Source organism: Salinibacterium sp. ZJ450 (assembly GCF_011751885.2).
Classification (GTDB): domain Bacteria; phylum Actinomycetota; class Actinomycetes; order Actinomycetales; family Microbacteriaceae; genus Ruicaihuangia.
Genome location: NZ_CP061771.1, coordinates 827,619 through 853,172, shown reverse-complemented (window position 1 = coordinate 853,172; position 25,554 = coordinate 827,619). Strand labels below are relative to the sequence as shown.

Sequence of the window (25,554 nt, the reverse complement as noted above, 5' to 3'; positions counted from 1 at the left end):
AGGGAGAAACGAAGGAACCGGCCGGGCCGCGACATGCGCGACCCGACCGGTTGGAACCCGTGGGTTAGACCCGCGGCTTCTCCTTCATTTCGATCGTCTCGATCTCGTCACCGATCCGGATGTCGTTGTACTTGCCCAGTCCGATACCGGCCTCGAAGTCAGTCCTGACCTCGGTGACGTCGTCCTTGAAGCGGCGCAGCGACTCGATGGCCAGGCCATCGGCGATGACGATGCCCTCGCGGATGACGCGGGCCTTCGCGTTGCGGGTAATGGTTCCGCTCCGCACGATGACACCAGCGACGTTTCCGAACTTCGACGAGCTGAACACCTCGCGGATCTCGGCGACACCCGACTGGACCTCTTCGAACTCGGGCTTGAGCATGCCCTTGAGCGAGTTCTCGATGTCCTCGAGTGCTGCGTAGATGACCGAGTAGAACCGCACGTCGACGCCTTCACGGGCGGCACGTTCGCGGGCCTTGGTGTCAGGTCGCACGTTGAAGCCGATGATAATCGCGTTGTCGACCGTCGCCAGGTTGACGTCGGATTCGGTAACGGCACCAACACCACGGTGGATGATGCGCAGCTGCACGCTGTCGTCGACCTCGATCTTGAGCAGCGACTCTTCCAGGGCCTCAACGGCACCGGAAACGTCACCCTTGATGATGAGGTTGAGCGACTCGACCTTGCCCTCTTCGAGTGCACGGGTGAAGTCCTCGAGGCTGATGCGCTTGCGGGCCTTGGCCAGCTGAGCGTTGCGCTCGACCGCTTCACGCTTCTCAGCGATCTGGCGGGCGGTGCGGTCTTCCTCGGTGACGATGAACGTGTCACCGGCGCGAGGCACCGACGACAGACCCTGCACCTGAACCGGACGTGACGGGTAGGCCTCGAGCACGGCGTCGCCGTTCTCGTCGGCCATGGCACGCACGCGGCCGTAGGCGGTTCCCGCGACGATGGCGTCGCCGACTCGCAGCGTTCCCGACTGGATGAGCACGGTCGCAACAGCACCGCGTCCCTTGTCGAGCTTCGCTTCGATCGCGATACCGCGGGCCGCCTTGGCGGGGTTGGCCCGCAGGTCGAGGCCCGCGTCAGCGGTGAGCAGCACGGCGTCCAAGAGGTCCTGGATACCGATGTCGTTCTTCGCCGACACGTCGACGAACATGACGTCTCCGCCGTACTCTTCCGCGACGAGGTTGTACTCGGTGAGCTGCTGACGCACCTTGGCCGGGTTGGCTTCTGGCTTGTCAACCTTGTTCACCGCGACCACGATCGGCACGCCGGCGGCCTGGGCGTGGTTCAACGCCTCAACCGTCTGCGGCATGATGCCGTCGTCAGCCGCGACCACGAGGATCGCGATGTCGGTGACCTGCGCACCACGAGCACGCATGGCGGTGAACGCCTCGTGACCCGGGGTGTCAATGAAGGTGATGGCGCGCTCGATGCCCTCGTGCTCGGTCCACACCTGGTACGCGCCGATGTGCTGCGTGATGCCGCCGGCTTCGCCCTCAACAACGTGAGCGCTCCGGATTGCGTCGAGCAGTCGAGTCTTACCGTGGTCGACGTGGCCCATGACCGTGACAACCGGCGGACGGATCTCGAGCACCGAGTCGTCTTCGTCTTCGAGCTCCTGGTCGAGGTCGATGGAGAAGCCTTCGAGCAGCTCCTTGTCCTCGTCCTCCGGAGAGACGACCTGGATCTTGTAGCCGAGCTCCTCGCCGAGCACCTGGAAGGTGGCCTCGTCGAGCGACTCGGTCGCCGTGGCCATCTCACCGAGGTGGAACAGCACGGTCACCAGGTTGCCGGGGCTGGCATCAATCTTGTCTGCGAAGTCCGAGATGGAGGCGCCACGGCGCAGTCGCACGATGGTGTTGCCGTCGCCGCGGGGAACACTCACGCCGCCCAGCGACGGAGCATCCCGCATCTCAAACTCTTGCCGCTTCGTACGCTTCGACTTGCGGGCACGGCTCTTGCCGCCACCACGTCCGAACGCACCTGCGGTTCCACCGCCGGGTCCACGGCCACGGCCACCGCCGCCACCGGGGCGGGGTCCGCTGAAGCCGGTACCCGGAGCACCGGCCGCGCCACCACCGGCGCCGCCGGGACGCTGGAAGCCGGCACCGGCCGGACGACCGGGGCCACCTGGACGCTGCTGGTGCTGGGCGCCACCCGGTGCACCTGGGCGGAAACCGCCGGGACGGGGAGCACCCGGACGCGGAGCTCCGGGACGGGGAGCACCGGGACGCGGAGCGGCCGGACGCGGGATGGATCCCGGTGTCGGGCGCTGCATGCCCTGGTTGCTGGCGAACGGGTTGTTACCGGGACGCGGTCCACCGGGGCGAGGCATGCCCTGGTTGCTGCTGAAGGGGTTGTTGCCGGGGCGGGCCGCACCGGGACGCGGGGCGTCGGGGCGAGGTGCTGGGGCTTCCTTGGCCTCTCCGGGCGTTGCGTCGGGGGCAGCGACACCCGTCGTCGTCGCAGTCTGAGCCTCGGCCTGGGCCTTCTCGGCGGCAGCGGCCTTCGCGGCGGCCTCGCGCTCGGCGACCGACAGCGGAGCTGCCGGCGTCGGGGCGTGCTCGACGGGGGCCGGAGCCGGCTCCGGGGCTTCCGGTGCGGCGGGCGCGGGCTTGGGGCCCGGCTTGTGCGCGGCCGGCGCCGGGGCCTTCTTCTCGGGCGCGGCGGCCTTCTCAGGAACCTTCACACCGTCGGCTTCGAGGGCAGCCCGGAGGCGCCGTGCGACGGGTGGTTCAATGCTGGATGACGGGCCCTTGACGAACTCGCCTAGCTCCTTGAGCTTCTCAAGGGCGGTCTTACTGTCGACACCGAATTCGCTGGCGATTTCGTGTACGCGTGGTTTGGCAGCCACATTTCTCCTGTTCGGGTTTGCACCCGAGCAGGGGCAAACCATTAGTTACGGACGGGTCTCATTTCGAGCCGCTCATTAGTTGTCCATAAGCCGTTTCAGCCATTTCTTAACTGTTGGTTGGGTATGTCAGCGCTGCTGACACGTCGATGACCTGGCCGAGTTTCAACGCTCGACCGAAGGCTTTGCGCTTCACTGCGGTATCGAGGCACACGCGGGTGGGATGCACCCACGCTCCTCGACCTGGTAGGGAAGCTGCGGTATCCGCGACGACCATGCCGTCGCGCGCCACGAACCTCAACAAAGTTGTTCGCAAGTCGCGCTGCCGACACCCCAGGCAGGTTCTGACGGGTTCCATTGTAGACCCCTTCGCTGGGTGCCCGGACTAGGCCTCCAGAACCGAGTCCGGCTGGATGTCGATTCTGGCGCCGGTGAGCTTTGCGGCGAGCCGTGCGTTCTGGCCTTCCTTGCCGATCGCCAGCGACAGCTGGTAGTCGGGAACGAGGGCACGCACCGCCTTCAGCGACTCGTCGACGACGAATGCGCTGGTCACCCGCGCGGGCGACAGGGCGTTCGCGACGAACGTGGCGAGGTCTTCGGAGTAGTCGACAATGTCGATCTTCTCGCTGTTGAGCTCGGCGGTCACGGCGCGCACGCGCTGACCGAGTTCGCCGATGCAGGCACCCTTGGCGTTGACGCCTGGCTCGGTGGCGCGCACCGCAATCTTGGTGCGGTGCCCTGCCTCGCGGGCGAGCGAGGTGATCTCGACCACTCCGCTGGCGATCTCGGGAACCTCGAGCGCGAACAACTTGCGCACGAGCGCCGGGTGGGTGCGCGACACGGTGATCTGCGGGCCCTTGAGGCCCTTGGACACGCTGGTCACGTACACCCGGATCCGGGTTCCGTGCGCGTAGTTCTCGCCGGGGACCTGCTCCTCTGGGGGCAGGATCGCCTCGATCGTGCCGAGGTCGACGTGGATCATCCGCGGGTTGGGGCCCTGCTGGATGATGCCGGCGACGATGTCACCCTCACGCCCGCGGAACTCGCCGAGCACCGCGTCATCCGCAATGTCACGCAACCGCTGGTTGATGACCTGCTTCGCCGCGAACGCCGCGATCCGACCGAAGTCGCTCGGGCTGTCCTCGGCCTCGCCGACGACGTTGCCCTCCTCGTCAAGCTCCGGCACGAACACGGTCACGTGACCGGTCTTCCGGTCCAGCTCGACCCTGGCGTGGGGCGCCTCGTGCTCGGCACGGTGCTCGGCACGGTGCTCACCATGCCCACCTTCGGAGCGACCGCCCTCGCGGTGGTGCTCAGCCGGTGCTGTGTGCTTGAGGTAAGCCGTCAGAATCGCCTGTTCGATGATCTGCACGAGTTCCTCAAACGGAATCTCGCGCTCGCGCTCCATGAGCCGCAGCACGCTCAGGTCAATGTCCACTGAGGGCCTCCACTATTCAGATCTAAGACGCCGGCGCTGCATGCGCCGGAAATCGTCCCTCTACGGTACCTGAGTCTGAGAGGCGTTTCCTCCGAACCCTATGAGAGCCGCTGCACCAGCTCGTCGACGGCGATCGATTCGCGGTCGCCGCTGCGGCGATCCCAGAGCTCGACGATGCCCTCTCCGGCGGTGCGGCCGACGATCACGATGACCGGGACGCCGATCAGCTCGGCGTCGCCGAACTTGACTCCGGGCGATACCTTGGGCCGGTCGTCGTAGAGCACGTCCTTGCCGGCCGCCTCCAGCTTCGCCGAGAGCTGCTCCGCCACCTCGAACACCACGGCGTCGCGGCCGGTGGCCACCACCTGCACGTCGAACGGGGCGACGTTCGCCGGCCAGATCAGGCCCTTCTCGTCGTTGTTCGACTCGGCGATGACCGCCATCACCCGGGTGACGCCGATGCCGTACGAGCCCATCGTCACGGTGACCAGCTTGCCGTTCTCGTCGAGCACCTTGAGGCCGAGCACCTCGGCGTACTTGCGGCCGAGCTGGAACACGTGGCCGATCTCCATGCCGCGCGCGGTCTCGATCGGGCCGGAGCCATCCGGTGCCGGGTCGCCCTCGCGCACGTGCGCCACGTCGGCGATGCCGTCGCTGAAGAAGTCGCGGCCGGCCACCAGGCCGTGCACGTGCTTCTCATCCAGATTGGCGCCGGTCACCCAGGCGGTGCCGTCAACCACGCGGGGATCGAGCAGGAACCGGATGCCGGTGGCCGACTCCTCGCCGAGCACCGCACCCTGCGGCGACCAGGGTCCGATGTAGCCCTTGGTCAGCAGCGAGTTACTGTCGAAGTCGCCCTCATTCGCGGGCTCGACCTCGGCCGGGGCAAACAGCACCTCGGCGCGCTTCAGGTCGACGTCGCGGTCGCCCGGCATGCCGATGACGACGAGTTCGCGGGTGCCGTCGAGGTGGCGCAGCGCCAGCACCACGTTCTTCAGCGTGTCGGCGGCGGTCCAGGGCCGGTCATCGCGCGGCTGCTCGGCGTTGGCGAGGTCGACCAGGGTCTGGATGGTGGGGGTGTTCGGTGAATCGAAGATCACCGGCTCGGGCAGCCCGTCGATCGGCACCGCGTCGGGCGCGGGGGTCTCGTACGCCTCCACGTTGGCCGCGTAGCCGCCGGCGGTGCGCACGAACGTGTCTTCGCCTACCGGGGTCGGGTGCAGGAACTCTTCACTGCGGGATCCGCCCATGGCACCGGCATCCGCCTTGACGATCACGTACTCCAGGCCGAGGCGCTGGAAGATGCGCTCGTACGCGTCGCGCTGGGCCTGGTATGAGACATCCAGACCGGCATCGGTGTAGTCGAACGAGTAGGCGTCCTTCATGGTGAACTCGCGGCCGCGCAGCAGGCCGGCGCGCGGCCGGGCCTCGTCGCGGTACTTGTCCTGGATTTGATAGATCGACAGCGGCAAGTCTTTGTACGAGGAGTACAGGTCCTTCACGGTGAGGGTGAAGACCTCTTCGTGGGTGGGCGCGAGCAGGTACTCGGCGCCGCGACGGTCCTGCAAGCGGAAGATGCCGTCGCCGTACTCCGTCCAGCGGTTGGTGGCCTCGTACGGCTCCCGCGGCAGCAGCGCCGGGAAGTGCACCTCTTGCGCGCCGACGGCTGCCATCTCCTCGCGGATGATGTTCTCGATGCGGCGCTTCACCTTGAGTCCGAGCGGCAGCCAGGCGAACACGCCCGGCGCCTGGCGGCGGATGTAGCCGGCGCGCACCAGGAGTTTGTGGCTGGTTACCTCGGCGTCGACGGGATCTTCGCGGAGGGTTCGGACAAAAAGCTGAGAGAGACGTGTGACCACGACGGACAGTTTAGGCGAGGCTCGCTGGTGGCCCGGTCACACGGTGCCCGGTCACACGCTGCTCGATCACACGGCGACGGCGACCCGCCCGCGGATCAGTAGCGCGGCGACCACGACGGACACCAGCGCGAGGGCCACCGCGTTCAGGGCGCCGTAGCCGATGCCGGCCATCACCAGGCCGGCGAGCGCTCCCCCGGCCGCGCCGAACAGGTTCATCGCGGTGTCGGAGAAGCCCTGCACCTTCGGGCGTTCCAGCAGGTCGACCGATTCGGTGAGCATCGCCGAGCCGGCGACGGTGGACGCCGACCAGCCGAGGCCGAGCAGCGCCAGCGCGACGGCGACGAACACGTGATTCTCCTGGCCGATCCAGTTGGTGAGCAGGGCCGCGACCAGCAGCCCCTGGCCGATCAGGATCACGACCGGGCGACCCAGCCGGTCGCTCAGCCAGCCGAACACCGGCGACAGGGCGAACATGCCCGCGGTGTGCAGGCTGATGGTGAATCCGACCAGCGCGATGGTGCCGCCGTGCTGCACGATGTGCAGGGGGGTCATCGCCATGATCGACACCATGGTCATGTGACTGAGGGCGATGGCGAGCATCGCGATGGTGGCGGTGGGATGCGCGATCAGGATGCCGCGGATGCCGCGCTTCGCGACGGGTGCCCGGCCGGACTCGACGGGCTGTCTGGTGCCCTGTTCCACCGCGGTCAGCAGCGGGTCGGGCCGCAACAGCAGCAGGTACAGCACCACCAGCGCCAGCTGCGCGGTGATCGCGAACAGGAAAGCGCCGGTGTATTGCGGCATGCCGAGTGCCGCGCCGAGCACCTCTCCCGGGGCGAGCAGGTTCGGGCCGACGACCACGCCGACCGTGGTGGCCCACACCACGAGGGACAGGTCGCGCCCGCGGCGCTGCGGGGCGGCAAGATCGGTGGCGGCGAACCGCGACTGCAGGCCGACCGCGGCGGCGGTTCCGATCATGGCAAGGCCGGCGAGCAGCAGCAGGAAGACGTCGATCACGACTGAGTAGATGACGACGATCGCACCGGCTGCCGCGATGATCGAGCCAAGCGAGAGAGCGCGGCGGCGGCCGAAGCTTGCGGCGAATCGTGCCAGTGGGATGGAGGCAATCGCGGCGCCGAGGGTCGACATCGTCGCGGCGAGGCCCGAGAACGCGTCGTCACCGGACACCGACGCCGCCAGCAGCGCGCCGAGCGACAGGGTGGCGCCAATGCCGAGGCCGCCGAGAACCTGCCCGGCGGAGAGCACCAGCACAGTGCGGCGCTGCACCTGGATGAGATCGATCACCCGTCAATGCTAGGGATATTCGACTGCCACGGTGCGGTGAATTTCTGCCTATCCGCGGTAGGAGGCGGCGAGCCGGGCGAGACCCTCGTCGAGGCTGACCGTGGGCGCCCAGTGCAGGGCCTCCCGGGTGGCGCGCTGGTCGAACCAGTGCGCGGTGGACAGCTGCTCCGCGAGGAAGCGGGTCATCGGCGGCTCATCCACGCCGGGGCGCACCGCCCACACCGCCTCAACCGCGGCGCCGGCGACCCTGGCCAGCCGGCCGGGCACCCGCCAGCGCGGCGGCCGGACGCCGGCGGCGCGGCAGATGCCGTCGAACAGCTCCGCAATGGTGCGCGGTTCCCCGTTGGTCACCACCCAGGCGCGACCGTGCGCGGTGTCGGCGTGCTCGAACGCGGCGATGATGGCGGATGTCGCGTTGTCGCGGTATGTGGTGTCGATCAGGGCCGCGCCGGAGTCGAGCAGCGGCAGCCGGCCACGGCGGGCGCGATCCACGATCCGGCCGATCAGCTGGGTGTCGCCCGGCCCCCAAATCAGGTGCGGTCGCACCGCGACGACCCGGAAGTCCGCGGCATCCGTCGCCAACGCGATCAACTCGGCCTGCCCCTTGGTGCGCGCGTAGTTGCCACGGGCGTGCTTCGGGTCGGCGGGCAGCGCCGGGTCGCCCATGATGGCGTGACCGCCGTGCGCGACCGACGGCGATGACACCTGCACGAAGCGGTGCACGCCGGCGCGGCGGGCGGCGGCGAGCAAGCCGATCGTGCCGCCCACGTTCACGGCCTCGAACTCGGCCAGCGGGCCGGTCACCGACACCTTCGCGGCGAGGTGCACCACGGCGTCCATGCCGGCGGTCGCGGTGGCGACGACCAGCTCGTCGGTGACGCTGCCGAGCAGGTCTTCGGCGCCGGCGACCCGCGATGGCCGCCGCTGCAGGGTGCGCACCTGGTGGCCCGCCGCGAGCAGGCCGGCCGCGACATCCCGGCCCAGTGCCCCGCTGGCGCCGGTGACGAGCACTCTCACGGTCGCCGCATCCGTCCGCCGGCCAGCACGCCGGTCGCCCAGCGCGCCAGGGCGCTGCGGTTGACCTTGGAGTTGTGCCGGATGTCGGTTGGCAGCAGCGGCACGATCAGAACCGCCGCGACGGCGACCCCGGCGGCGCGGCGCACGTCGGCGGTGAGCCGCGCGGAGGCGAGGTGCGGGCGACGGGCGGGCGGGCGCGACTCGGCGACGATCACTACCTGCTGGGTTCCGGAGGGGCCCACCCCGACGGCGGCGGCCCGCCCGAGACCGGGCAGCCGTTCGACGCGCTGTTCCGGGCCCACCGGGGTGATCACGCCGGTGTCGGTGACGATCACGTGCGGCAGGCGGCCTTCCACCCAGAGTCGTCCGCTGGCGTCGAGGTGACCGACATCCCCGGTCCTGTGCCAGCGCCGGTCGGGGGTGCTGTCGCGGTCACTGTCCCGCTGGGTGATCCAGAGCCGGTCGTAGTGGTCCTTGATGTGCGGTGCCGACACCACGATCTCACCGGTCACGTTGGCCGCATCGGTGAGCGGCCCGGACGCGGCGCCGGTCTCGTCGAGTGGGCTGATCCGGATGGTGGCGGATCCGGCGGCGGCGCCGACGCAGACTCCGCCGGCGTCGGTGCTCTCACTGTCGGATTCGAGGATGCCCTCGAGCGTGATGTCGGTGAGCAGCAGCCCCTCGGTCATGCCGTATGGGGTGTGCACGGTCGCCGACGGCAGCAGAGCGGAGACCTGCTCGAGTAGCGGCAGCGACAGCGGTGCGCCCGCCGAGAGCAGCGTGTGCACGCCGGCGAGGGTGACGCGTTGCCAATCGGTGAGGCTGTCCGCGGTGGCGACGACGTTCATCAGGGCGGCGGGCGAGGCGAAGATGACGTCCGCATCGGCCGCGCGGGTGGCGTCGGCAACCGCGCCGGCGGTGAGCGTGCCGGGCGAGGTGACGTCCATATCGGGACTGACGGATGTTGCGCCGAGGGCCGGCCCGAGCAGCGCGAACGGGGCGAAGCCCGCGACCAGTCCGCTGCCGACGGTCAGTCCGAACTGGGCGGACAGGGTTTCGCTGAGCGCGCCCAGCTGGCGGTGCGTGTACGCGACGCCCTTCGCTGGCCCGGTGGAGCCGGAGGTGAAGAGGATCGCGGCGAGGTCATCCGGCTGCGGCTCCGGCGGGAGCTCGCCGCCCGCGGCACGACCGGCCGCGGCCAGTTGCGACAGGCTCGCCGTCACGCCGAGGGCGCGGGCCGCGGGAGCCGCCAGGCGCGTGGCGGAGAACTTCTGGCCGGGCCAGCCGAGCGCTTTCGCGGCGAGAAGGGCGCGCTGGATTCCGATCACGTGGTCGGGCCAGGCCCCCCGCACCGCGCGGCTGAGGCCGTTCACGCCGAGTCCGGCGTCGGCGACGACCACGATTGCGCCGATGCGGAGGCACGCGTACAGCACCGCGGTCAGGTCGGCGCCGGCGGGAACGAGTACCGAGACCCGGTCGCCGGGGCGCACCCCGTGGGCAACCAGGCCGGCCGCGATCTCCCGCACCCGGCGGGACAGCAGCCGCCAGCTGACCGTGCGCGGGCCGCCGCCGGTGCTCGGCGCCATCTCCACGAGCGCGGTGTCGTTGCTGTCGCGAAGCCGGTCGAGGTAGGACCAGAGCGGTGCGGGAGCCGGTGCCTGTGCGTCGCCGACATCCGGTGTCGCGTCATGACCTGCCGCGGACGCCGTCTCGGGGGTGTTCGTGAGCACCCGCTCCGACAGCCATTGCAGCACCACCGGCGCGAAGTCGATGTCTTCGGCGATCAGGTGCCCGGCGCCCTCGAAGCGGTGCACGTCGGCGTGCGGCATCCGGTTCACCAGGTCGGCGAGGTAACGGTCGCTGAACACGGGGTCTTTCGGGCCCCAGAGCAGCAGCGCGGGCACCTGCAGCCGGCTGACTCCGGTGGCCACACGTTCCAGCTCGGGGAAGCTCCGGTGCCGCTCGTCGACGGGGATGTCGGCGACGAAGGCGCCGATGCCGCGGCGGCGCTCGGCGGTGGCGTACGGGGCGGCGTATGCGGCCCGCACCTCGGGTGAGAGCGCGGGCTGCGCCAGCGACAGGGTGACGTTCAGGAAGGCGGGCGTCTGCACGGTGCTGCCGGCGAGCAGGGACCGCTTCAGCGCGAGTCGCAGTGGGGCCGGGATCGGGGCATCGGTCGGCTGGTGCACCGCGGTGTTCAGCGCCATTACGCCGGCGAGGAGCTGCGGATGCCGCGTGGCCCAGCCCAGCGAGATCACCCCGCCCCAGTCGTGTCCCATCGTGACGACCGGGCCGTCGAGGCCGAGGGCGTCGGTGAGGGCGCCGAGATCGCCGATGCGGTCCGACAGGGTAAGCGTACGGCCGGTGCGTTCCGAGTAGCCCATCTCGAGCTGGTCGACGGCGATGACCCGCCAGGCGGGGCCGCCCGCCTCCGCCTGCGCGGTCGCGGCGGAGACGAGGCTTCGCCACAGGTAGGACCAGGTGGGGTTGCCGTGCACGGCGAGGATGGTGCCGACCGGGGTGGCGCCGAGTGCGGCGAGCGGCTCGGCGTTGTCGAGCAGGTGCCAGCGGTGCTCGGCGGCCGCGGGGTGCTCGAGCTCCGCGCCATCCGGAACCGTGACAAAACGGGAGAAACGGGGGTCGAGCCCGGGAAGGCCGAGCGGGGACAGCTGCCCGGCAGTCACCAGACGATCTCCGTCATTGCCGTGTTCAGGCCGGAGCCGACGCCCATGCAGAGCACACGGTCGCCGCGGCGCAGGTGCTTCGCCTCGGCGGCGAGCGTCATCGGCAGCGACGCGGGTCCGACGTTGCCCCAGGTCGGGTAGGTGATCGGCACCCGTTTCGGGTCGAGCCCTGCGGCCTTGATGATGCCGTTGGTGTGCACCGATGACACCTGGTGGGTGATGTAGCGGTCCATCTTCGACCAGTCCCACTCGGTCTTGGCTTCTTCCCAGGCGGCCAGCACCAGGTCCATGCCGTTCGCCAGCAGGCGTTTGGCGTCGGTGAACATGCCCTTCACGTCGCCGACGCAGAGGTTGTGGTGCTCGGTGGCGGCGCGGGTGACGCCGCCGAGGATGCGGTGGCCTTCGGGGTGCAGGTCGGCGGGTCCCATCACGGCCGCCGCGGCGCCGGAGCCGAGCGTGAGGCTGGCGAATTCCTCGATGAACTCGTCCTTGGTCAGCTCGTCGCCGGAGAGTCGTTCCAGCGTGTTGACGTGCAGCTCGTCGGCGTCTTCACCGTCGACGATCACCGCGTACTTGATCTGTCCGCCTTCGATCAGCTGCGCGGCGAGGCTCATCCCGTTCACGAAGCCGAGGCAGGCGTTGGTGATGTCGAAGTTCATCGCGGATGACGGCAGTCCGAGGCTGTGGTGAATGCCGACCGCAACCGAGGGTTCCAGGTGCTGGCGGGTCACGGAGGTGTTGATCAGCAGTCCCACCTCGGACGGGTCGATCTTGGCGTCCGCGATCGCCTTGCGCGCAGCATGCGCAGCCGCCTCATCGAAGCTCATGCTGGAGTCCCACTGGCGGCGCTCATGCACGCCGGCCACGCGCTGCAGCAGCCGCTTGGGCAGGTGAAGTCGCTTGAGCGACGCGCTGAGTTTGCGGTCGATTTCGTCGGACGTCACAACGACCGGTGCCATCGTTGCCGCTATCGCAAGGAGGGAGGTGTTGCGGTGTCGTAAGTTCGCGTTGCCGTTCACCTGAATCCTTTTCGCCCCGGCCGTTCGGCTGGGAGATGAAATCAGCCTACGTCGCAGTCCGCTGGGAGTTGGCTGATTGTTTGATGAATGGAACTCGGGTGATTAGGAACCGACTGAGACGACGGGGCTGCCGGTGGAGGTGTCGCTGGCCGGCATCTCGGCGGCGAGGCGGTTGGCCTCTTCGATCAGGGTGGCGACGATCTCGGACTCCGGCACGGTCTTAATGACCTCGCCCTTGACGAAGATCTGGCCCTTGCCGTTGCCGCTGGCGACCCCGAGGTCGGCTTCGCGAGCCTCGCCCGGGCCGTTCACGACGCAGCCCATCACGGCAACGCGCAGCGGGACGCTCATGCCCTCGAGGCCCGCGGTGACCTCGTCGGCGAGCGTGTACACGTCCACCTGGGCGCGGCCGCAGCTCGGGCAGGAGACGATCTCGAGCTTGCGCTCGCGCAGGTTGAGCGACTGCAGGATCTGCAGGCCCACCTTCACCTCTTCGACCGGCGGGGCACTCAGTGAGACGCGGATGGTGTCGCCGATGCCCTCGGAGAGCAGGATGCCGAACGCGGTGGCGCTCTTGATCGTGCCCTGGAAGGCGGGGCCGGCCTCGGTGACGCCGAGGTGCAGCGGCCAGTCGCCGCGTTCGGCGAGGAGCCGGTAGGCCTTCACCATGATGATCGGGTCATTGTGCTTGACCGAGATCTTGAAGTCGTGGAAGTCGTGCTCCTCGAACAGGCTCGCCTCCCAGACGGCGCTCTCGACGAGCGCCTCGGGGGTGGCCTTGCCGTACTTCTGCAGCAGGCGAGGGTCGAGCGATCCGGCGTTCACGCCGATCCGGATGCTGACGCCTGCCTCTTTGGCGCGCTTCGCGATCTCGCCGACCTGGTCGTCGAATTTGCGGATGTTGCCCGGGTTGACCCGCACGGCGGCGCAGCCGGCGTCGATCGCCGCGTACACGTAGTTCGGCTGGAAGTGGATGTCGGCGATCACCGGGATCTGGCTCTTCTTAGCGATGATCGGCAGCGCTTCGGCGTCGTCACGGCTGGGCACGGCGACGCGCACGATGTCGCATCCGGATGCCGTGAGCTCGGCGATCTGCTGCAGAGTGGCGTTGATGTTCGGGGTGGGTGTCGTGGTCATCGACTGCACGCTCACCGGGGCGTCGCCGCCGACGAGCACCTTGCCCACCTTGATCTGCCGCGTCTTGCGGCGCGGGGCGAGGACTTCGGGGATCTTCGGCATACCGAGATTGACTGCTGGCACGCGCCTAGCTTACGCGCGCCCTCCGTCAGCGCCGCTGTTCGGGGTTCTGCGGGGCGCCACCCGCGGCTCGAGCCTCCTTCGCGCACCGGTCGAGCACGATCCACTGTGTCTTCTCTTCTGCGTCCTCTCCTCCACAAGAAGAACTTTCACGTCTTATCAAATTCAGTAGAACATACCTTCGAATCCTGCGAAAATGGGTGCATGGCCCAGACCACGCTCCCCGACCTCGAGGCGCTGACCGCCGCCCTCGCGGCGGTCGCGGTGCTGTCGGTGGAGCAGGCCGTCCTGGGCGCGCTGTCCGATGACCGGTTGCTGGACTGGCAGGCCGGCTATGCCGAGCTGACCCGCTCGGTGCAGGTCCGCAGTGCCGCGGTGGTCGGCGAGATCGCCCGCCGCTCGGCACCGGAGCTCGGCCACGACGGGCTGGCGCAGCGCACCGGGCACCGCACCGCGGAGAAGTTCGTGGCCGCCACCACCGGGGTGACCGAGGCCGAGGCCAGAACCCTGGTCAGCGTCGGCGCGATCATGGTGAACGCGGCCGAGACCGATGCCGGCGACCCCACCACGGAGCGGTCGTTCAAGCAGTCCCGGCCCTGGCTGGACGAGGTCGGCCGGGCGGTGGCCCGCGACGAGCTGTCGGTGGCGAAGGCCGAGGCGATCCGCAACGGCCTGGGCGACCTGCCGGCCGAGCAGCCCGCCGCTGCCGCCGGCACCGACCCCGGCGCTGCTCCTGGCGCTGCTGCGGGCGGGGTGACGGCGGCCGATCTGGCCGGGGCGGTGCTGCGGTTACTCGCCGAGGCACCGGAGCTGTCCGCCGACCGGCTCTACCGGCGGGCCCGCGAGCTCCGCGACGAACTCGACGCGGCCGGCATCCTGGACCGGGAACGGGCCCTGCACCAGGCGCGCAGCATCCGCCGCTACCGGCAACCGGACGGGATGACCCGCTACGTGATCACCGCCGACCCGGAAAACGCCGAGCTGATCGATCAGACCATCGACGCCCTCACCTCCCCCAAACGCGGCGGCCCCCGGTTCGTGACCCCGGCCGACCTGGCCCGGGCCGAGGCCATCGAGGCCGACCCGCGCTCCCCGGAACAGCTCGCCTTCGACGGCTTCCTCGCCCTGCTGCAGCTGGGCATCGACGCCGACCCCGGACAGATCTGCGGCAGCCGCAAACCCGCCGTCCGCCTGCTGGTCGCCGAAACCGAACTGCAAAAAACCGACGGCCGCGGCTGGATCGAGGGACAGAAGGTCCCGGTGTCGATGCAGACCATCACCCGGGCCATGTGCGAGGCCGGAGTGGTGCCGATCAGCTTCGGCGACGACGGCCAATCGCTCCGCCTCGGCCGCGAACAACGCCTGTTCAACCCGAAACAACGACTGGTCCTCGCCGCCCGAGACGGCGGCTGCATGTGGCCGGACTGCGACCGCCCCGCCTCCTGGTGCGAAGCCCACCACATCGACGAATGGGACCGCGACCACGGGCTGACCGACGTCGAGAACGGCATCCTGCTCTGCCGACATCACCACCTGCTGCTCCACGACCACGGCTGGAGCATCACCCGCGCCCACGGACAGTACTGGCTAATCCCACCCGCCTCGGTCGACCCGCAACAAAAACCCCGACCCATGCCCTCCCGCAGCCAAGCACTCGCCGACCTACAACAACGCCCGGCATGAGCACCCGACCGGCCAACCAGCCCACCGGCATGAGCCCCGGACCGACAAGCCGGACGACCGCGCTGGCCCCGTCCAGCCGGCCGACCGCGCGACCGGCACCAGGCATCCACGCCGCCTTGTTGTTCTGGCCGTCCGCGTCTCGCCTGCTGTCCTCACCCTCGTCGCCGTCTGGGCCGACTTCTTGCCGTCCTCGTGTGGCCATGCTCGACGTCCTAGCCAGCGTCGTCGTTCTGGCCATCCTCGACGTCGTTGCCGCCCTCGCGGTCCAGGCAGTCCTGGCCATCCTTGTCCCGCTGACGGTCCTTGCTACCCGCGCGCGCCCTACAGTCCTCGCCGCTCTGGAAGGTCGCTCGGCTGCCGAAGGCCGGCTACTCCGCGACGCGCTCTCGCACGCCGATGTGCGCGTGCAGCGCCTCGTCGAACACCTCGGGGTACTCCAGGTGCGGCGAGTGGCCGCAATCGTCGAGCGCCAGTTCGCGGTATTCGCCGCCATGCGCCTGGTACTGCTCAAGCACCGCACGGGTCTGCAGGATCATCGGCTGCGACGGCGCCACCTCGTCACCCGGCCAACCCGGGATGGCACCGATCTTTCCCAGCACGTTCAGGTCGTAGAACGAGTTGTCCCCAACGATGGCGTCATCCACCCCGCGCACCCACAGGATCGGCGGCTTCGACTCAAGGTCGACAATCCCGGTCACATTGAAGTGCACCGGCGACATCGTGTTCAGGATGCCGCGCCCTCCCGCCGCGAAGCCCGGCCAGCTCTCCGACGGCACCGAGTCGCCCGGGTAGTTGCCCGGACCGGTCTTCGTCGACAGCATCGACTCCACCCAGATGTCCTCGTATGGCAGGTTCTCCGGATGCTTCACGTAGGTGGTGCGGTACACGACCCGCGGCGAGGTGGGGCCCTCATCCGAGGTGTCACGCGCCTCAAGCCTGGCCACGAAGTCGGGGTTCGTTCCCCCTCCACCGGTACCCGCGCCATCCGTGGTGAGCGGTCGGCCGTTCTCGCCCACCGTTCCGCCGAACCCGTACGGCGACACCGGTGCGATCACGGTCAGCGTCTGCACCGAAGGGCCATGGTCGAGCAGGTACTGGAACGTGACTCCGGCGCCCATGCTCCAGCCCACGAAGTGCGCCCGATCGATGCCGAGCTCCTCCAACACGGAGGCCACGTCATCCGAGTAGTCGCGCAATCCCCGCGTCGCGTCGACCGGCAACGTCTGGCTGTCACCGAAGCCGCGCAGGTCGATCGCGATGCCGCGGATGTCGTCGGGTAACGCCAGCAGCGTCGGCTGCCAGAACAGCGACGACGACACGTTTCCGTGGATGAACACCACGGTCTCGGCGTCGCCTTGCCCGGGCCTCTCGAGCACGTTCGCGGTGAGCCGATCGGTGGTAACCGACCGCTGGGTGATGCCATCGAACAGGGTTGCAACCATGGAACTCTCCTTCGTCATTGAAGAACCGTGAGTTAGCCGAAAATGCTAGTGCGCGCGCCCTCTGACCAGCATTTTCGGCTAACTCAGGGACGTTCGCGGTTGAAACAACTGGGTCAGGATGCCGCGGCGAACTCTTTCGCGTTGATCAGCGGCGGCTCGGTGGCGTCGATCACCGTCTGCACGTCGACACCGGGCGCCAGCTCGCGCAGCACCAGTCCCTGCTCGGTGACATCGATCACGGCCAGGTCGGTGATGATGCGGTCGACGACGCCCCGGCCGGTGAGCGGCAGCGAGCACTCGTTCACGATCTTCGCGCTGCCGTCTCTCGCCACGTGCTCCATCAGCACAATCACGCGTTCCGCGCCGTGCACCAGGTCCATGGCGCCGCCCGGGCCCTTCACCATCTTGCCGGGGATCATCCAGTTCGCCAGATCGCCGGCGGCGGACACCTGCATGGCGCCAAGGATCGCGGCGTCGATCTTGCCGCCGCGGATCATGCCGAAGCTGGTGGCGGAGTCGAAGAACGCCGCGCCGGGCAGCACCGTGACGGTCTCCTTGCCGGCGTTGATCAGGTCGGGGTCGACTGCGTCATCCGACGGGTATGGGCCGACGCCCAGGATGCCGTTCTCCGACTGCAGCACCACGGTCACGCCGTCCGGCACATAGTTCGGGACCAGCGTCGGCAGGCCGATGCCGAGGTTGACGTAGGAGCCGTCGCTCAATTCCTGCGCGGCACGAGCCGCCATTTCGGTGCGGGACAGTGTCATGATTACGCTCCCTCGACGGTGGTGGTGTGGTCGGCGACCGACACGGTGCGCTTCTCGATGCGCTTCTCGATGTTCGGGCCGACCTCGACGATGCGGCTCACATAGACGCCGGGCAGGTGCACCTGGTCCGGGTCGATCTCACCAGGTTCGACCAGTTCCTCGACCTGGGCAATGCAAATCCGGCCGGCCATCGCCGCCAGTGGCGAAAAGTTGCGGGCCGCCTTGTTGAAGACCAGGTTTCCGTGACGGTCGCCGCGCAGCGCGTGGATCAGGGCGAAGTCGGTGGTGATGGCGTCCTCCAGCACGAACTCGCGTGAGCCGCGCGCGGTGTCGAACTCGCGCACCTCCTTCTGCGGGGAGGCCACCGAGACGCCGCCGGCGCCGTCGTAACGCCGCGGCAGTCCGCCCTCGGCGACCTGGGTGCCGACGCCGGTCTGGGTGAAGAACGCCGCGATGCCGGATCCGCCGGCGCGCAGCTTCTCGGCCAGGGTGCCCTGCGGGGTGAGTTCCACCTCGAGTTCACCGGAAAGGAACTGCCGTTCGAATTCCTTGTTCTCGCCGACGTAGGACGAGGTCATCTTGCGGATGCGCTTCTCGGCGAGCAGCAGGCCGAGCCCCCAGTCGTCGACGCCGCAGTTGTTACTGACGATGCTGAGGTCACCGACCCCGCGGTCGAGCAGCGCGGTGATCAGCGCCATCGGGTTGCCCGACAGGCCGAACCCACCCACCGCGATCGACGCCCCGGCTGGGATGTCGGCCACGGCCTCGGCTGCGGAACCAACTTCTTTGTTGATGGTCATGCGGAAACCTCCGTTGTCTGGCCACTGCCCGCGCTCACGCGAGCGACGGCGCCGCTGACGATGGGCAGAACCTGGCGTACGCCGTGCTCGGCCATCACGATCGTATAGTGATTGACGTCCACCGCCTCGTGGGTGGTCAGCTGCGGCATCCGCGCCTCCCATTCGATGACGAGTTCGCGTGAGTACAGCGCCGGGATCTGCCCGAGCAGGCCGCGCGGCGCCCGCACGAACTGGGTCGGAATCGACAGCTCGGCCAGAGCCTCGGCGTACCGCTCGTCGCCGCTCAGCTGTCGGGAGTCCTGCGCCACGGCATCGATCAGCGCCGACGGCCGCAGCTCTGGCGCATCGCCCTGCAGGTCGTAGTCGACATACTGCTCCATGGTCGGGTTCCAGTCGGCGGCGAACGCCGGGTGCACCCGCCAGAAGTCGCGGTACTCCTCGACGCTGGCGAAACGCATCGCAAGCCGTTCGGCGGCCGGGCCGATCAGCGCGGTGAGCAGGTCATCGTCGCTGACGCCGGCAGGCACCGGGATCGGCAGCCCGCCGTCGACGAGCAGCAGTTCGCCGACGCGGGACGGATGTCGCATGGCCAGGTTCGCCGAGACGAATCCGCCCATCGAGTGTCCGAGCACGGTGCACCGCTCGACGCCGAACGCGTCGAGTACGGCGGCGGCGTCATCCGCGTGGGTGGGCATTCCCCACGGGCCAGGCAACGCGTTGCTGCGGCCTCGGCCGCGCAGGTCGGGTGCGATGATCCGCAGCTGCGGCGCGTGTTCGGCGAGCAGCGACCAGGCGCGGTGTGACGCGGTGATGCCGTGGATGGCGAGCACGGTGGGGGCGTCGTCATCACCCCAGACGCCGACCTGCAGTTCGCCGCCCTGTACCGGGATGGTGCGGCTTCGGTAGTTCGTCATCGTGCGCTCCATCCGCCGTCCATCGTGTACGACGCGCCGGTGACCATGCCGGCCGTGTCGCCGGCCAGCCAGAGCGCCAGGTCGGCGACCTCGTCCGGTTCGACCAGGCGCTTGATCGCGCTCTCGGTGAGCATCACCTTCTCCACCACCTCGGATTCCGGGATGCCGTGCAGCCGCGCCTGATCGGCGATCTGCTTCTCGACCAGCGGGGTGCGCACGTATGCGGGGTTGATGCAGTTGCTGGTGACCCCGTGCGGGCCTCCCTCGAGGCCGGTCACCTTGGAGAGACCTTCGAGACCGTGCTTGGCGGCAACGTACGCCGACTTGAACGCGCTCGCGCGCATCCCATGCACCGAACTGAGGTTGATCACTCGGCCGAACTTGCCCGCGTACATGTGCGGCAGCGCGGCGCGGATCAGCAGGAACGGCGATTCGAGCATCAGGGTGAGGATCAGGTGGAACTTCGCCGGGTCGAACTCCTCCAGTGGGCTGACGTGCTGGATTCCGGCGTTGTTGACCAGGATGTCGACGTCCAGGCTGAGGTCGGCGAGCGCCGCGGTGTCACTGAGATCGACCTGCCAGGCCTCTCCCCCGATCTCCGTGGCGATTTCGGTGGCTGCGTCGCCGTTGAGGTCGGCGACGACAACGTGCGCGCCCGCTGCGGCGAAGGCGCGCGCGGTGGCGGCGCCGATGCCGCTTGCGCCGCCGGTGACAAGGGCCTTGCGTCCGGTGAGGGTGGTGGTCACAGGGAGTCCTCCTGGTTGGTGCTGGCGTTGGTACCCGCATTGGTACTCGCGTTGGTGATGGGGTTGGTACTCGCGGTGGGCGAACCCAGGCCGCGCTGGATGAAGCGCATCATCTCGTCGAACACGTCGGGCGGAAGCACTGAGGTTTCCCCGGCCAGCGACGCACTGTCGTCATCCGCCGCGGCACGGTCGCCCCAGAGCACCCAGCGCATGCCGACCATTTCACCGATGCCCATCAGCAGCCAGGCAGCGACGGTGGGATCCGCGGTGATCTCGCCGGCATCCTTCGCCCGACTGAGCCCCTCGATGTACCCCTCGACGATGCGGGTGTAGTGCAGCCGCAGCGCGCGCGGTGACACGAACTCGGCCTCCCGCACAATGCGGTAGAGCGCGGGGTGTGCGGCGGTGAATTCGAAGAAGCCGTGGAAGCCGAGTCGTTCCGCTTCGATTCGGGATGTCGCGCCGGCTGCAGCCTCGCTCATGCTGTGCCGCACCCGCCGGTTCAGGTCTTCGACCAGTTCCTCGAACACCTGCAGCTTGCTGTCGAAGTACAGGTAGAAGGTGCCCTGCCCGACGCCGGCCTGCTCGGTGATGCGCACGATGGATGCCTCGGTGTATCCCACGTCGGCGAACACGGTCTCGGCTGCCGCGATGATGCGGGCTCGGGTGGCGGTGCCGCGGGCGGTGCGGGGGGCTGCGGCGATCATCGGATACCTCGGGTTTCAGTTGGTGCTGTTTCTGGTGGTGCTGTTTCAGAAGGCGCGGTTTCAGCCATCCAGCGTTCGAGCAGTACCCGGCGCTGCGCCTTCGAGCTTGAGGTGCGCGGAATCTCCGCGACGAAACGGATGTGCTTGGGGGTCTTGAAACGGGCCAGCTTGCCGTCGAACCAGTCGATGAGCTCCTGCTCGTCGGTCGGGAATCCGGGTCGCGCCACGACGAACGCGGCCCCGGCCTCGCCCCAGCGGTCATCGGGTACCCCCACGACCGCGACATCCGCCACCGCTGGATGCGCGAACAGCACGCCTTCCACCTCGGCGGGCGCGACGCTCTCCCCGCCCGAGATGAAGATGTCCTTGATGCGGTCGATCACCTGGAAGTAGCCGTCGCCGTCGCGGGTCACCAGGTCGCCGGTGTGCAGCCACCCGCCCTGCAGTGCCGCCTCGGTGGCCGCGGTGTCGCGGAAGTAGCCCGCGAAGACGCTCGGACCGCGCACCAGCAGTTCGCCGCTGGCTGCACCGTCGAGGAACTCGCCGGTTACCGGGTCGGCGACCGCGACCTGCACGTGCGGGTACGGCTTGCCGGCGAGGCCGACCTTGGTGCGGGCGTCTTCGTCTGGCAGGCAGAGCACGTTGGGGGATGCCTCGGTGAGTCCGTAACCCTGGGTGAGGGCCACTCCCCTGCCGTGCCAGGTGCGCAGCAGCGGCTGCGGCATGGATGCCCCGCCGACGATGGCGTGCTTCAGGCTGGATAGGTCGGCGCCGGCGAATGCCGGATGTTCAGCGAGGAACAGGTAGTTCGCGGGAACGCCCATCATGGTGCTGATGCGGCGTTCCTGGATTAACTGCAGCACCCGGCCGGGCTCGAAGGTGCGCTCGAGCACCACAGTGGCGCCGGTCCACCAGGCCAGCAGCGGCTGGATGTTCCATCCGCCCACGTGGTAGTGCGGCAGCACGGCGAGCACGATGTCGGTCCCGGTCATCTCCACCGTGCGGGAGAGCGACAGGTTCGTCCAGAAGCAGTTGGCGTGAGTAAGGATGGCGGCCTTCGGGCGGTCCACCGTGCCCGAGGTGAAGATCATCAGCAGGGCGTCGTCATCCTGCACCGCCCGGCGCACCAGGGGTTCCTCGAGCCGGCGACCCGGCGCGGGCACACGGCGCTCCACGCCGTGTTCACCGAGGCTTGACACCGGCAGCACTCGCGGGAGTCGTTCCCTGGCGGCGGTGGCGAGGGAGAGGAATTCCTCTTCGATCAGCAGCAGCGCCGGATCAGCCTGCTCGAGCTGCAGCGCCAATTCGCGAGGCGACAGCCGCCAGGACAGCGGCACCAGCACCAGGCCCGCCTTCGCGCAGGCGAAGAACAGCACCACGTGGTCGGAGCTGTTGCCGGTGACCGTGGCGATGCGGTCGCCCACCCCATATCCGGCGGTTAGCAACGCGGCGGCGAGACGCGAGGCGCGGGCATCGAGCTCGCGGTAGCTGAGCACGACTCCACGGTCATCGATGGCGGTGCGGTGCGGGGTGACGATCGCGCGATCCGCGGTCCAGCTGCCGAGGGTGTGCAGCCCGGCCGTGCCCGTCGGAAGACTCACAGTGCCGCCTCTTCTCTGCTCTCCAGCCCGACCTTCGTTGGTCGGTTCGTCCGGCGGAATCGGCCGGGAATGCTGGCCAGACCGCCGGGAAGGAAGAGCACAACCAGAATAAACAGCGTGCCGAGGATGAACAGCGGCTCAGACAGCGGGATGCGCAGGAACGCGGGCAGGTCGGCGATGGCATCGGATGACGCGAGCGCGGTGAGCCTCTGGTCGAGCAGGGTGTAAACGATGCCCCCGACCACGGCACCCCACCGGGAGCCGACCCCGCCGAGCACCACGATGACCAGGAGCGTCAGGGTGAAGTCGCTGGAGACGTTCGTCGGGTTCGCGCCGCTCTGCAGCAGCAGGTACAACATGCCGACGACAGCGGCCAGAGTGGACGCGAGCACCACGGCGATCAGTTTCACCGAAAACGGCTTCATGCCGAGCACCCGCACCCGCAGTTCGTTTTCCCGCACGGCCACGGCGACGTGGCCGGCGCGCGAGTGCTCGTACCAGGTGACGATCAGGAACACGATCACCACGATGGCGAGCGCCAGCCAGTACATGTTGCGGGTGTTCACCACCCCGACCAGGAAGTCGGGCACGTTGTCGGTGGCGAGCGCCAGGCCTTCCTCGCCGCCCGTGACCCCGGGGTTGCGGCGCACCAGCACCGAGCCGGCCTGCGCGAACGCGAGGGTCACCATGGCGAACGCGATGCCGGAGACCCTCAGGCTGAGCGAGCCGAGCAGCCCGGCGATCACGAGGGTGGCCACGAGCACGATCGCCATGCCCGCCAGCAGCGGCAGGTCGGTGAAGCGCAGCACGATGCCGAGCCCGTACGCGCCGATGGCGAAGTACAGCGCATGTCCGAACGAGAGCATGCCGGCGACGCCGAAGATCACGTGATAGCTGAGGGCCAGCGACGAGAACAGCAGGGCGAGCGCGAGCAGTTGCAGTGTTCCCGGCGTGTACGTTGCGCCCGGCAGCACACCGGGGATCGAGATGTTCAGCAGCGGCAGGATCGCGAACAGCACGACCAGGCCGATCCCGACGATCCAGGGCAGCAGTTTCCGGCGCGAGGAGGTGTGGGTATCTGTCATGGTCATGCCTTCGCTCCGAGGAGGCCTGCCGGCCGAACGAGCAGCACCGCGGCAAGCAGCAGCACAACCACCAGGTCGCCGGAGCCGTCGAGGTAGAAGTTGGCGAACTGTTGCAGTACTGCTACCAGCACCGACGCGATCGCCGCTCCGGGCAGCGAGCCGAGGCCGCCGATCACGGTGACGATGAACGCGAAGATCAGCAGCGACACCCCGAGGTGCGGTGACACGGAGCCGACATAGTGCGAGGCGAGCACGCCGCCGATGCCTGCCGCGGCACCGCCGATCGCGAAGACCAGGGTGAACGCGCGGCGCACATCGATGCCGAGCGCGGTGACCATCGACCGGTTCTCGACGCCGGCCCGGATCACCAGGCCGTACCGGGTGAACTTGAGGAACAGCACGATGGCGAGCAGCACCACTACCGCGCCGGCGATCAGCGCGAAGTACTCGTTCGGGATACGGGCGCCGAGGACGACGGTGATCTCGCCGAGCCAGGCCGGTCCGTTGACGAAGATCTGGTCGACGCCCCAGACGCCCTCGAACAGGGCGACCGTGGCAAGGCCCAGTCCGACGGTTACCAGCACCTGTTCGATGTGGCGCTGGTACAACGGCCGGATCAGCAGCAGCTCGGTGGCGGCGGCGACCAGCGCGCCGACCGCCGCGCCGACCATGATCGACACCGCGAAGGTGACCCAGCTGTCGCCCTCCATCCGCCTGGCGACTTCCCAGCCGGCGAACGCGCCGAGGGTGAGGAAGGAGCCGTGGGCGAAGTTCAGCACACCCATCAGCCCATAGATCAAAGAGAGCCCACTGGCCACCAGGAAGTAGAGAGCACCGAGCCCGAGGCCGGTGATCAACAGCAGTACTACCGTGCTCATCGCCCGGCCCCCTCGGAGAGTCGGTCGTCGTCTTTCGCTGCGCCGTGCACGCCAAGCAGCCGGGTGGTGAGTTCGTCGTCGTCGAGCAGTTCGCGCGCGTTGCCGGTGTGCACCACTCGTCCCCCCTCGATCACGACCACGGTCTCGGCGAGCTGGCGCACCACCTGCAGGTTCTGTTCGACCAGCAGGATCGGTACGGATGCCGCGGCAGTTTCCAGTGCCTGCCCGACCTCAAGCACGATCCGCGGCGCGAGGCCCTTGGTCGGTTCGTCGACCAGCAGCAGCTTGTTCTCGTTCTGCAGGGTGCGGGCGAGCGACAGCATCTGCTGTTGCCCACCGGACAGGGTGCCGGCCGCCTGGCCGGCCCGCGGGACGAGGTCGGGGAACAGGTCGTCGACCAGGGCGCGATTCGGCGCTCCGCCGCGTTCGGCGAGACGCATGTTCTCGGCCACGGTCAGCTTGGAGAACACCTCTCGGTCTTCCGGCACGTAGCCGATGCCGAGCTGCACGACTCTGTGCGTGTGTAGGCCGTCGATGCGGCTGCCGCTGAATTCCACGCTGCCGCGCCGTTCGATCAGTCCCAGGATGGCCTTGATGGTGCTGGTCTTGCCGACGCCATTGCGGCCGAGCAGCGCGGTCACGCCGGTCGGCGGCACCTCGAAGCTGACGTCCTCGACGACTTGCTGTCCGGCGATCCGGGCATTCAGCCCGGCGACTCGCAGGATGGGGGCGGTCATACGGTTTCTCCGAGGTAGGCGGTCTGCACGACCGGGTTGGCCATGATGGCCGAGGGTGTGTCGACGGCGAGCAGCTGGCCGTGGTGCATCACCGCGACGCGGTCAACCAGGCCCAGCAGAACGTCCATGTGGTGTTCCACCATCAGCACGGTGCGGCCCGATTTGTGCACCTGGTCGATGACGGCACTGAGGCCCGGGACATCCGCAGATCCCACTCCCGCCATCGGCTCATCGAGCAGGATGACGCGGGGGTCCCCGGCCAGCAGCATGGCGATCTCGAGCTTGCGCTTGTCGCCGTGCGAGAGCACGCCGGCTGAAGTGGTGAGGTGCTTCATCAGGCCGACCTCGTCGAGACGCTCCCGCGCGATGCGGGTGGCGTCGTCGGTGCCGCGCGGGAAGCGCAGCAGGCTGATCGATTGGCCGAGGGCTACCTGGGCGGCCAGGCGCACGTTCTCCAGCGCGCTGAGCGCCGGGAAGATGCTGGATGTCTGGAAGGTGCGGCCGAGACCAGCCCGTGCTCGTTTGTCGATCGGGTCGGCGGTGACGTCGTTGCCCTCCAGCAGCACTGTTCCCTCTGTGGGGGTCATTACTCCTGAGATCAGGTTGAACAACGTTGTCTTGCCTGCCCCATTGGGGCCGATCACTCCGAGCATCTCGCCCTTGCCGACCTGGAGCGACACGTCATCGATGATGCGTGCGCCCCCAATCTGCAGGCCGAGGTGCTCGACGGCGAGCACGGGCTGGTCTGTCATCAGTTG

21 protein-coding genes are annotated in these 25,554 nt (G+C 68.7%); 1 reads left to right on the top strand and 20 read right to left on the bottom strand.

Annotated elements, in window-relative coordinates; genetic code table 11:
• Window positions 1–64 precede the first annotated feature (64 nt).
• From infB to ispG, 9 genes are all read right to left on the bottom strand, one after another.
• Complete coding sequence (infB, locus tag HCT51_RS04070; protein ID WP_166870586.1) at window positions 65–2,902, bottom strand: translation initiation factor IF-2; 2,838 nt, start codon at window positions 2,900–2,902, stop codon at window positions 65–67.
• Between the two features lie 64 nt (window positions 2,903–2,966).
• Window positions 2,967–3,215, bottom strand: a complete 249-nt coding sequence (locus HCT51_RS04065) for a YlxR family protein (protein ID WP_166870584.1) — start codon at window positions 3,213–3,215, stop codon at window positions 2,967–2,969.
• 27 nt (window positions 3,216–3,242) lie between these two features.
• The gene (gene nusA, locus HCT51_RS04060) at window positions 3,243–4,295 is read right to left on the bottom strand and encodes a transcription termination factor NusA (RefSeq protein ID WP_166870581.1); all 1,053 of its coding nucleotides are present in this window, start codon (window positions 4,293–4,295) and stop codon (window positions 3,243–3,245) included.
• A gap of 98 nt (window positions 4,296–4,393) precedes the next feature.
• Window positions 4,394–6,154: a proline--tRNA ligase gene (locus HCT51_RS04055; protein WP_166870580.1), complete on the bottom strand. Its 1,761-nt coding sequence runs from the start codon at window positions 6,152–6,154 to the stop codon at window positions 4,394–4,396.
• Between the two features lie 66 nt (window positions 6,155–6,220).
• A complete protein-coding gene (locus HCT51_RS04050; protein WP_224760656.1) occupies window positions 6,221–7,459 on the bottom strand; it encodes an MFS transporter in 1,239 nt (412 codons plus the stop codon).
• A 48-nt stretch (window positions 7,460–7,507) separates the two neighbouring features.
• Entirely contained in the window at window positions 7,508–8,476 is a 969-nt protein-coding gene (locus tag HCT51_RS04045) for an NAD-dependent epimerase/dehydratase family protein (protein WP_166870578.1), read from the bottom strand.
• The gene (locus HCT51_RS04040; protein WP_224760655.1) at window positions 8,473–11,160 is read right to left on the bottom strand and encodes an alpha/beta fold hydrolase; all 2,688 of its coding nucleotides are present in this window, start codon (window positions 11,158–11,160) and stop codon (window positions 8,473–8,475) included. The genes HCT51_RS04045 and HCT51_RS04040 overlap by 4 nt, the downstream gene beginning before the upstream one ends.
• Window positions 11,157–12,185: a 3-oxoacyl-ACP synthase III gene (locus HCT51_RS04035; protein ID WP_166871328.1), complete on the bottom strand. Its 1,029-nt coding sequence runs from the start codon at window positions 12,183–12,185 to the stop codon at window positions 11,157–11,159. The genes HCT51_RS04040 and HCT51_RS04035 overlap by 4 nt, the downstream gene beginning before the upstream one ends.
• 96 nt (window positions 12,186–12,281) lie before the next feature.
• A complete protein-coding gene (gene ispG, locus HCT51_RS04030) occupies window positions 12,282–13,439 on the bottom strand; it encodes a flavodoxin-dependent (E)-4-hydroxy-3-methylbut-2-enyl-diphosphate synthase (protein ID WP_191413759.1) in 1,158 nt (385 codons plus the stop codon).
• A gap of 201 nt (window positions 13,440–13,640) precedes the next feature.
• On the opposite strand from ispG, the gene HCT51_RS04025 reads away from it, so the two are divergent.
• Window positions 13,641–15,119 (top strand): HNH endonuclease signature motif containing protein, encoded by a 1,479-nt coding sequence (locus HCT51_RS04025; protein WP_166870576.1) that lies wholly within the window; start codon window positions 13,641–13,643, stop codon window positions 15,117–15,119.
• Window positions 15,120–15,487: 368 nt separating this feature from the next.
• Here the strand turns inward: HCT51_RS04025 and HCT51_RS04020 are convergent, their stop codons facing one another.
• From HCT51_RS04020 to HCT51_RS03970, 11 genes are all read right to left on the bottom strand, one after another.
• A complete protein-coding gene (locus tag HCT51_RS04020; RefSeq protein WP_166870574.1) occupies window positions 15,488–16,561 on the bottom strand; it encodes an alpha/beta fold hydrolase in 1,074 nt (357 codons plus the stop codon).
• Window positions 16,562–16,674: 113 nt separating this feature from the next.
• On the bottom strand, window positions 16,675–17,328 hold the full coding sequence (locus HCT51_RS04015) for a CoA transferase subunit B (protein WP_191413757.1): 654 nt from the start codon (window positions 17,326–17,328) through the stop codon (window positions 16,675–16,677).
• 2 nt (window positions 17,329–17,330) lie between these two features.
• Window positions 17,331–18,128: a CoA transferase subunit A gene (locus tag HCT51_RS04010; protein WP_166870572.1), complete on the bottom strand. Its 798-nt coding sequence runs from the start codon at window positions 18,126–18,128 to the stop codon at window positions 17,331–17,333.
• The gene (locus tag HCT51_RS04005; RefSeq protein WP_224760654.1) at window positions 18,125–19,042 is read right to left on the bottom strand and encodes an alpha/beta hydrolase; all 918 of its coding nucleotides are present in this window, start codon (window positions 19,040–19,042) and stop codon (window positions 18,125–18,127) included. Before HCT51_RS04005 ends, HCT51_RS04010 begins: the two co-directional genes overlap by 4 nt.
• Window positions 19,039–19,788, bottom strand: coding sequence for a 3-hydroxybutyrate dehydrogenase (locus HCT51_RS04000; RefSeq protein WP_166870568.1), 750 nt, complete (start codon window positions 19,786–19,788; stop codon window positions 19,039–19,041). The genes HCT51_RS04005 and HCT51_RS04000 overlap by 4 nt, the downstream gene beginning before the upstream one ends.
• Complete coding sequence (locus HCT51_RS03995; RefSeq protein ID WP_166870566.1) at window positions 19,785–20,495, bottom strand: TetR/AcrR family transcriptional regulator; 711 nt, start codon at window positions 20,493–20,495, stop codon at window positions 19,785–19,787. The genes HCT51_RS04000 and HCT51_RS03995 overlap by 4 nt, the downstream gene beginning before the upstream one ends.
• Window positions 20,492–22,096 carry an AMP-binding protein gene (locus HCT51_RS03990; protein WP_166870564.1) on the bottom strand — a complete coding sequence of 535 codons (1,605 nt, stop codon included), beginning with the start codon at window positions 22,094–22,096 and terminating at the stop codon, window positions 20,492–20,494. Before HCT51_RS03990 ends, HCT51_RS03995 begins: the two co-directional genes overlap by 4 nt.
• Window positions 22,093–23,187 carry a branched-chain amino acid ABC transporter permease gene (locus HCT51_RS03985; protein ID WP_224760653.1) on the bottom strand — a complete coding sequence of 365 codons (1,095 nt, stop codon included), beginning with the start codon at window positions 23,185–23,187 and terminating at the stop codon, window positions 22,093–22,095. Before HCT51_RS03985 ends, HCT51_RS03990 begins: the two co-directional genes overlap by 4 nt.
• Complete coding sequence (locus tag HCT51_RS03980; RefSeq protein ID WP_166870562.1) at window positions 23,184–24,059, bottom strand: branched-chain amino acid ABC transporter permease; 876 nt, start codon at window positions 24,057–24,059, stop codon at window positions 23,184–23,186. Before HCT51_RS03980 ends, HCT51_RS03985 begins: the two co-directional genes overlap by 4 nt.
• The gene (locus HCT51_RS03975; RefSeq protein ID WP_166870560.1) at window positions 24,056–24,796 is read right to left on the bottom strand and encodes an ABC transporter ATP-binding protein; all 741 of its coding nucleotides are present in this window, start codon (window positions 24,794–24,796) and stop codon (window positions 24,056–24,058) included. The genes HCT51_RS03980 and HCT51_RS03975 overlap by 4 nt, the downstream gene beginning before the upstream one ends.
• On the bottom strand, window positions 24,793–25,548 hold the full coding sequence (locus HCT51_RS03970; RefSeq protein ID WP_166870558.1) for an ABC transporter ATP-binding protein: 756 nt from the start codon (window positions 25,546–25,548) through the stop codon (window positions 24,793–24,795). The genes HCT51_RS03975 and HCT51_RS03970 overlap by 4 nt, the downstream gene beginning before the upstream one ends.
• Window positions 25,549–25,554: the final 6 nt, after the last annotated feature.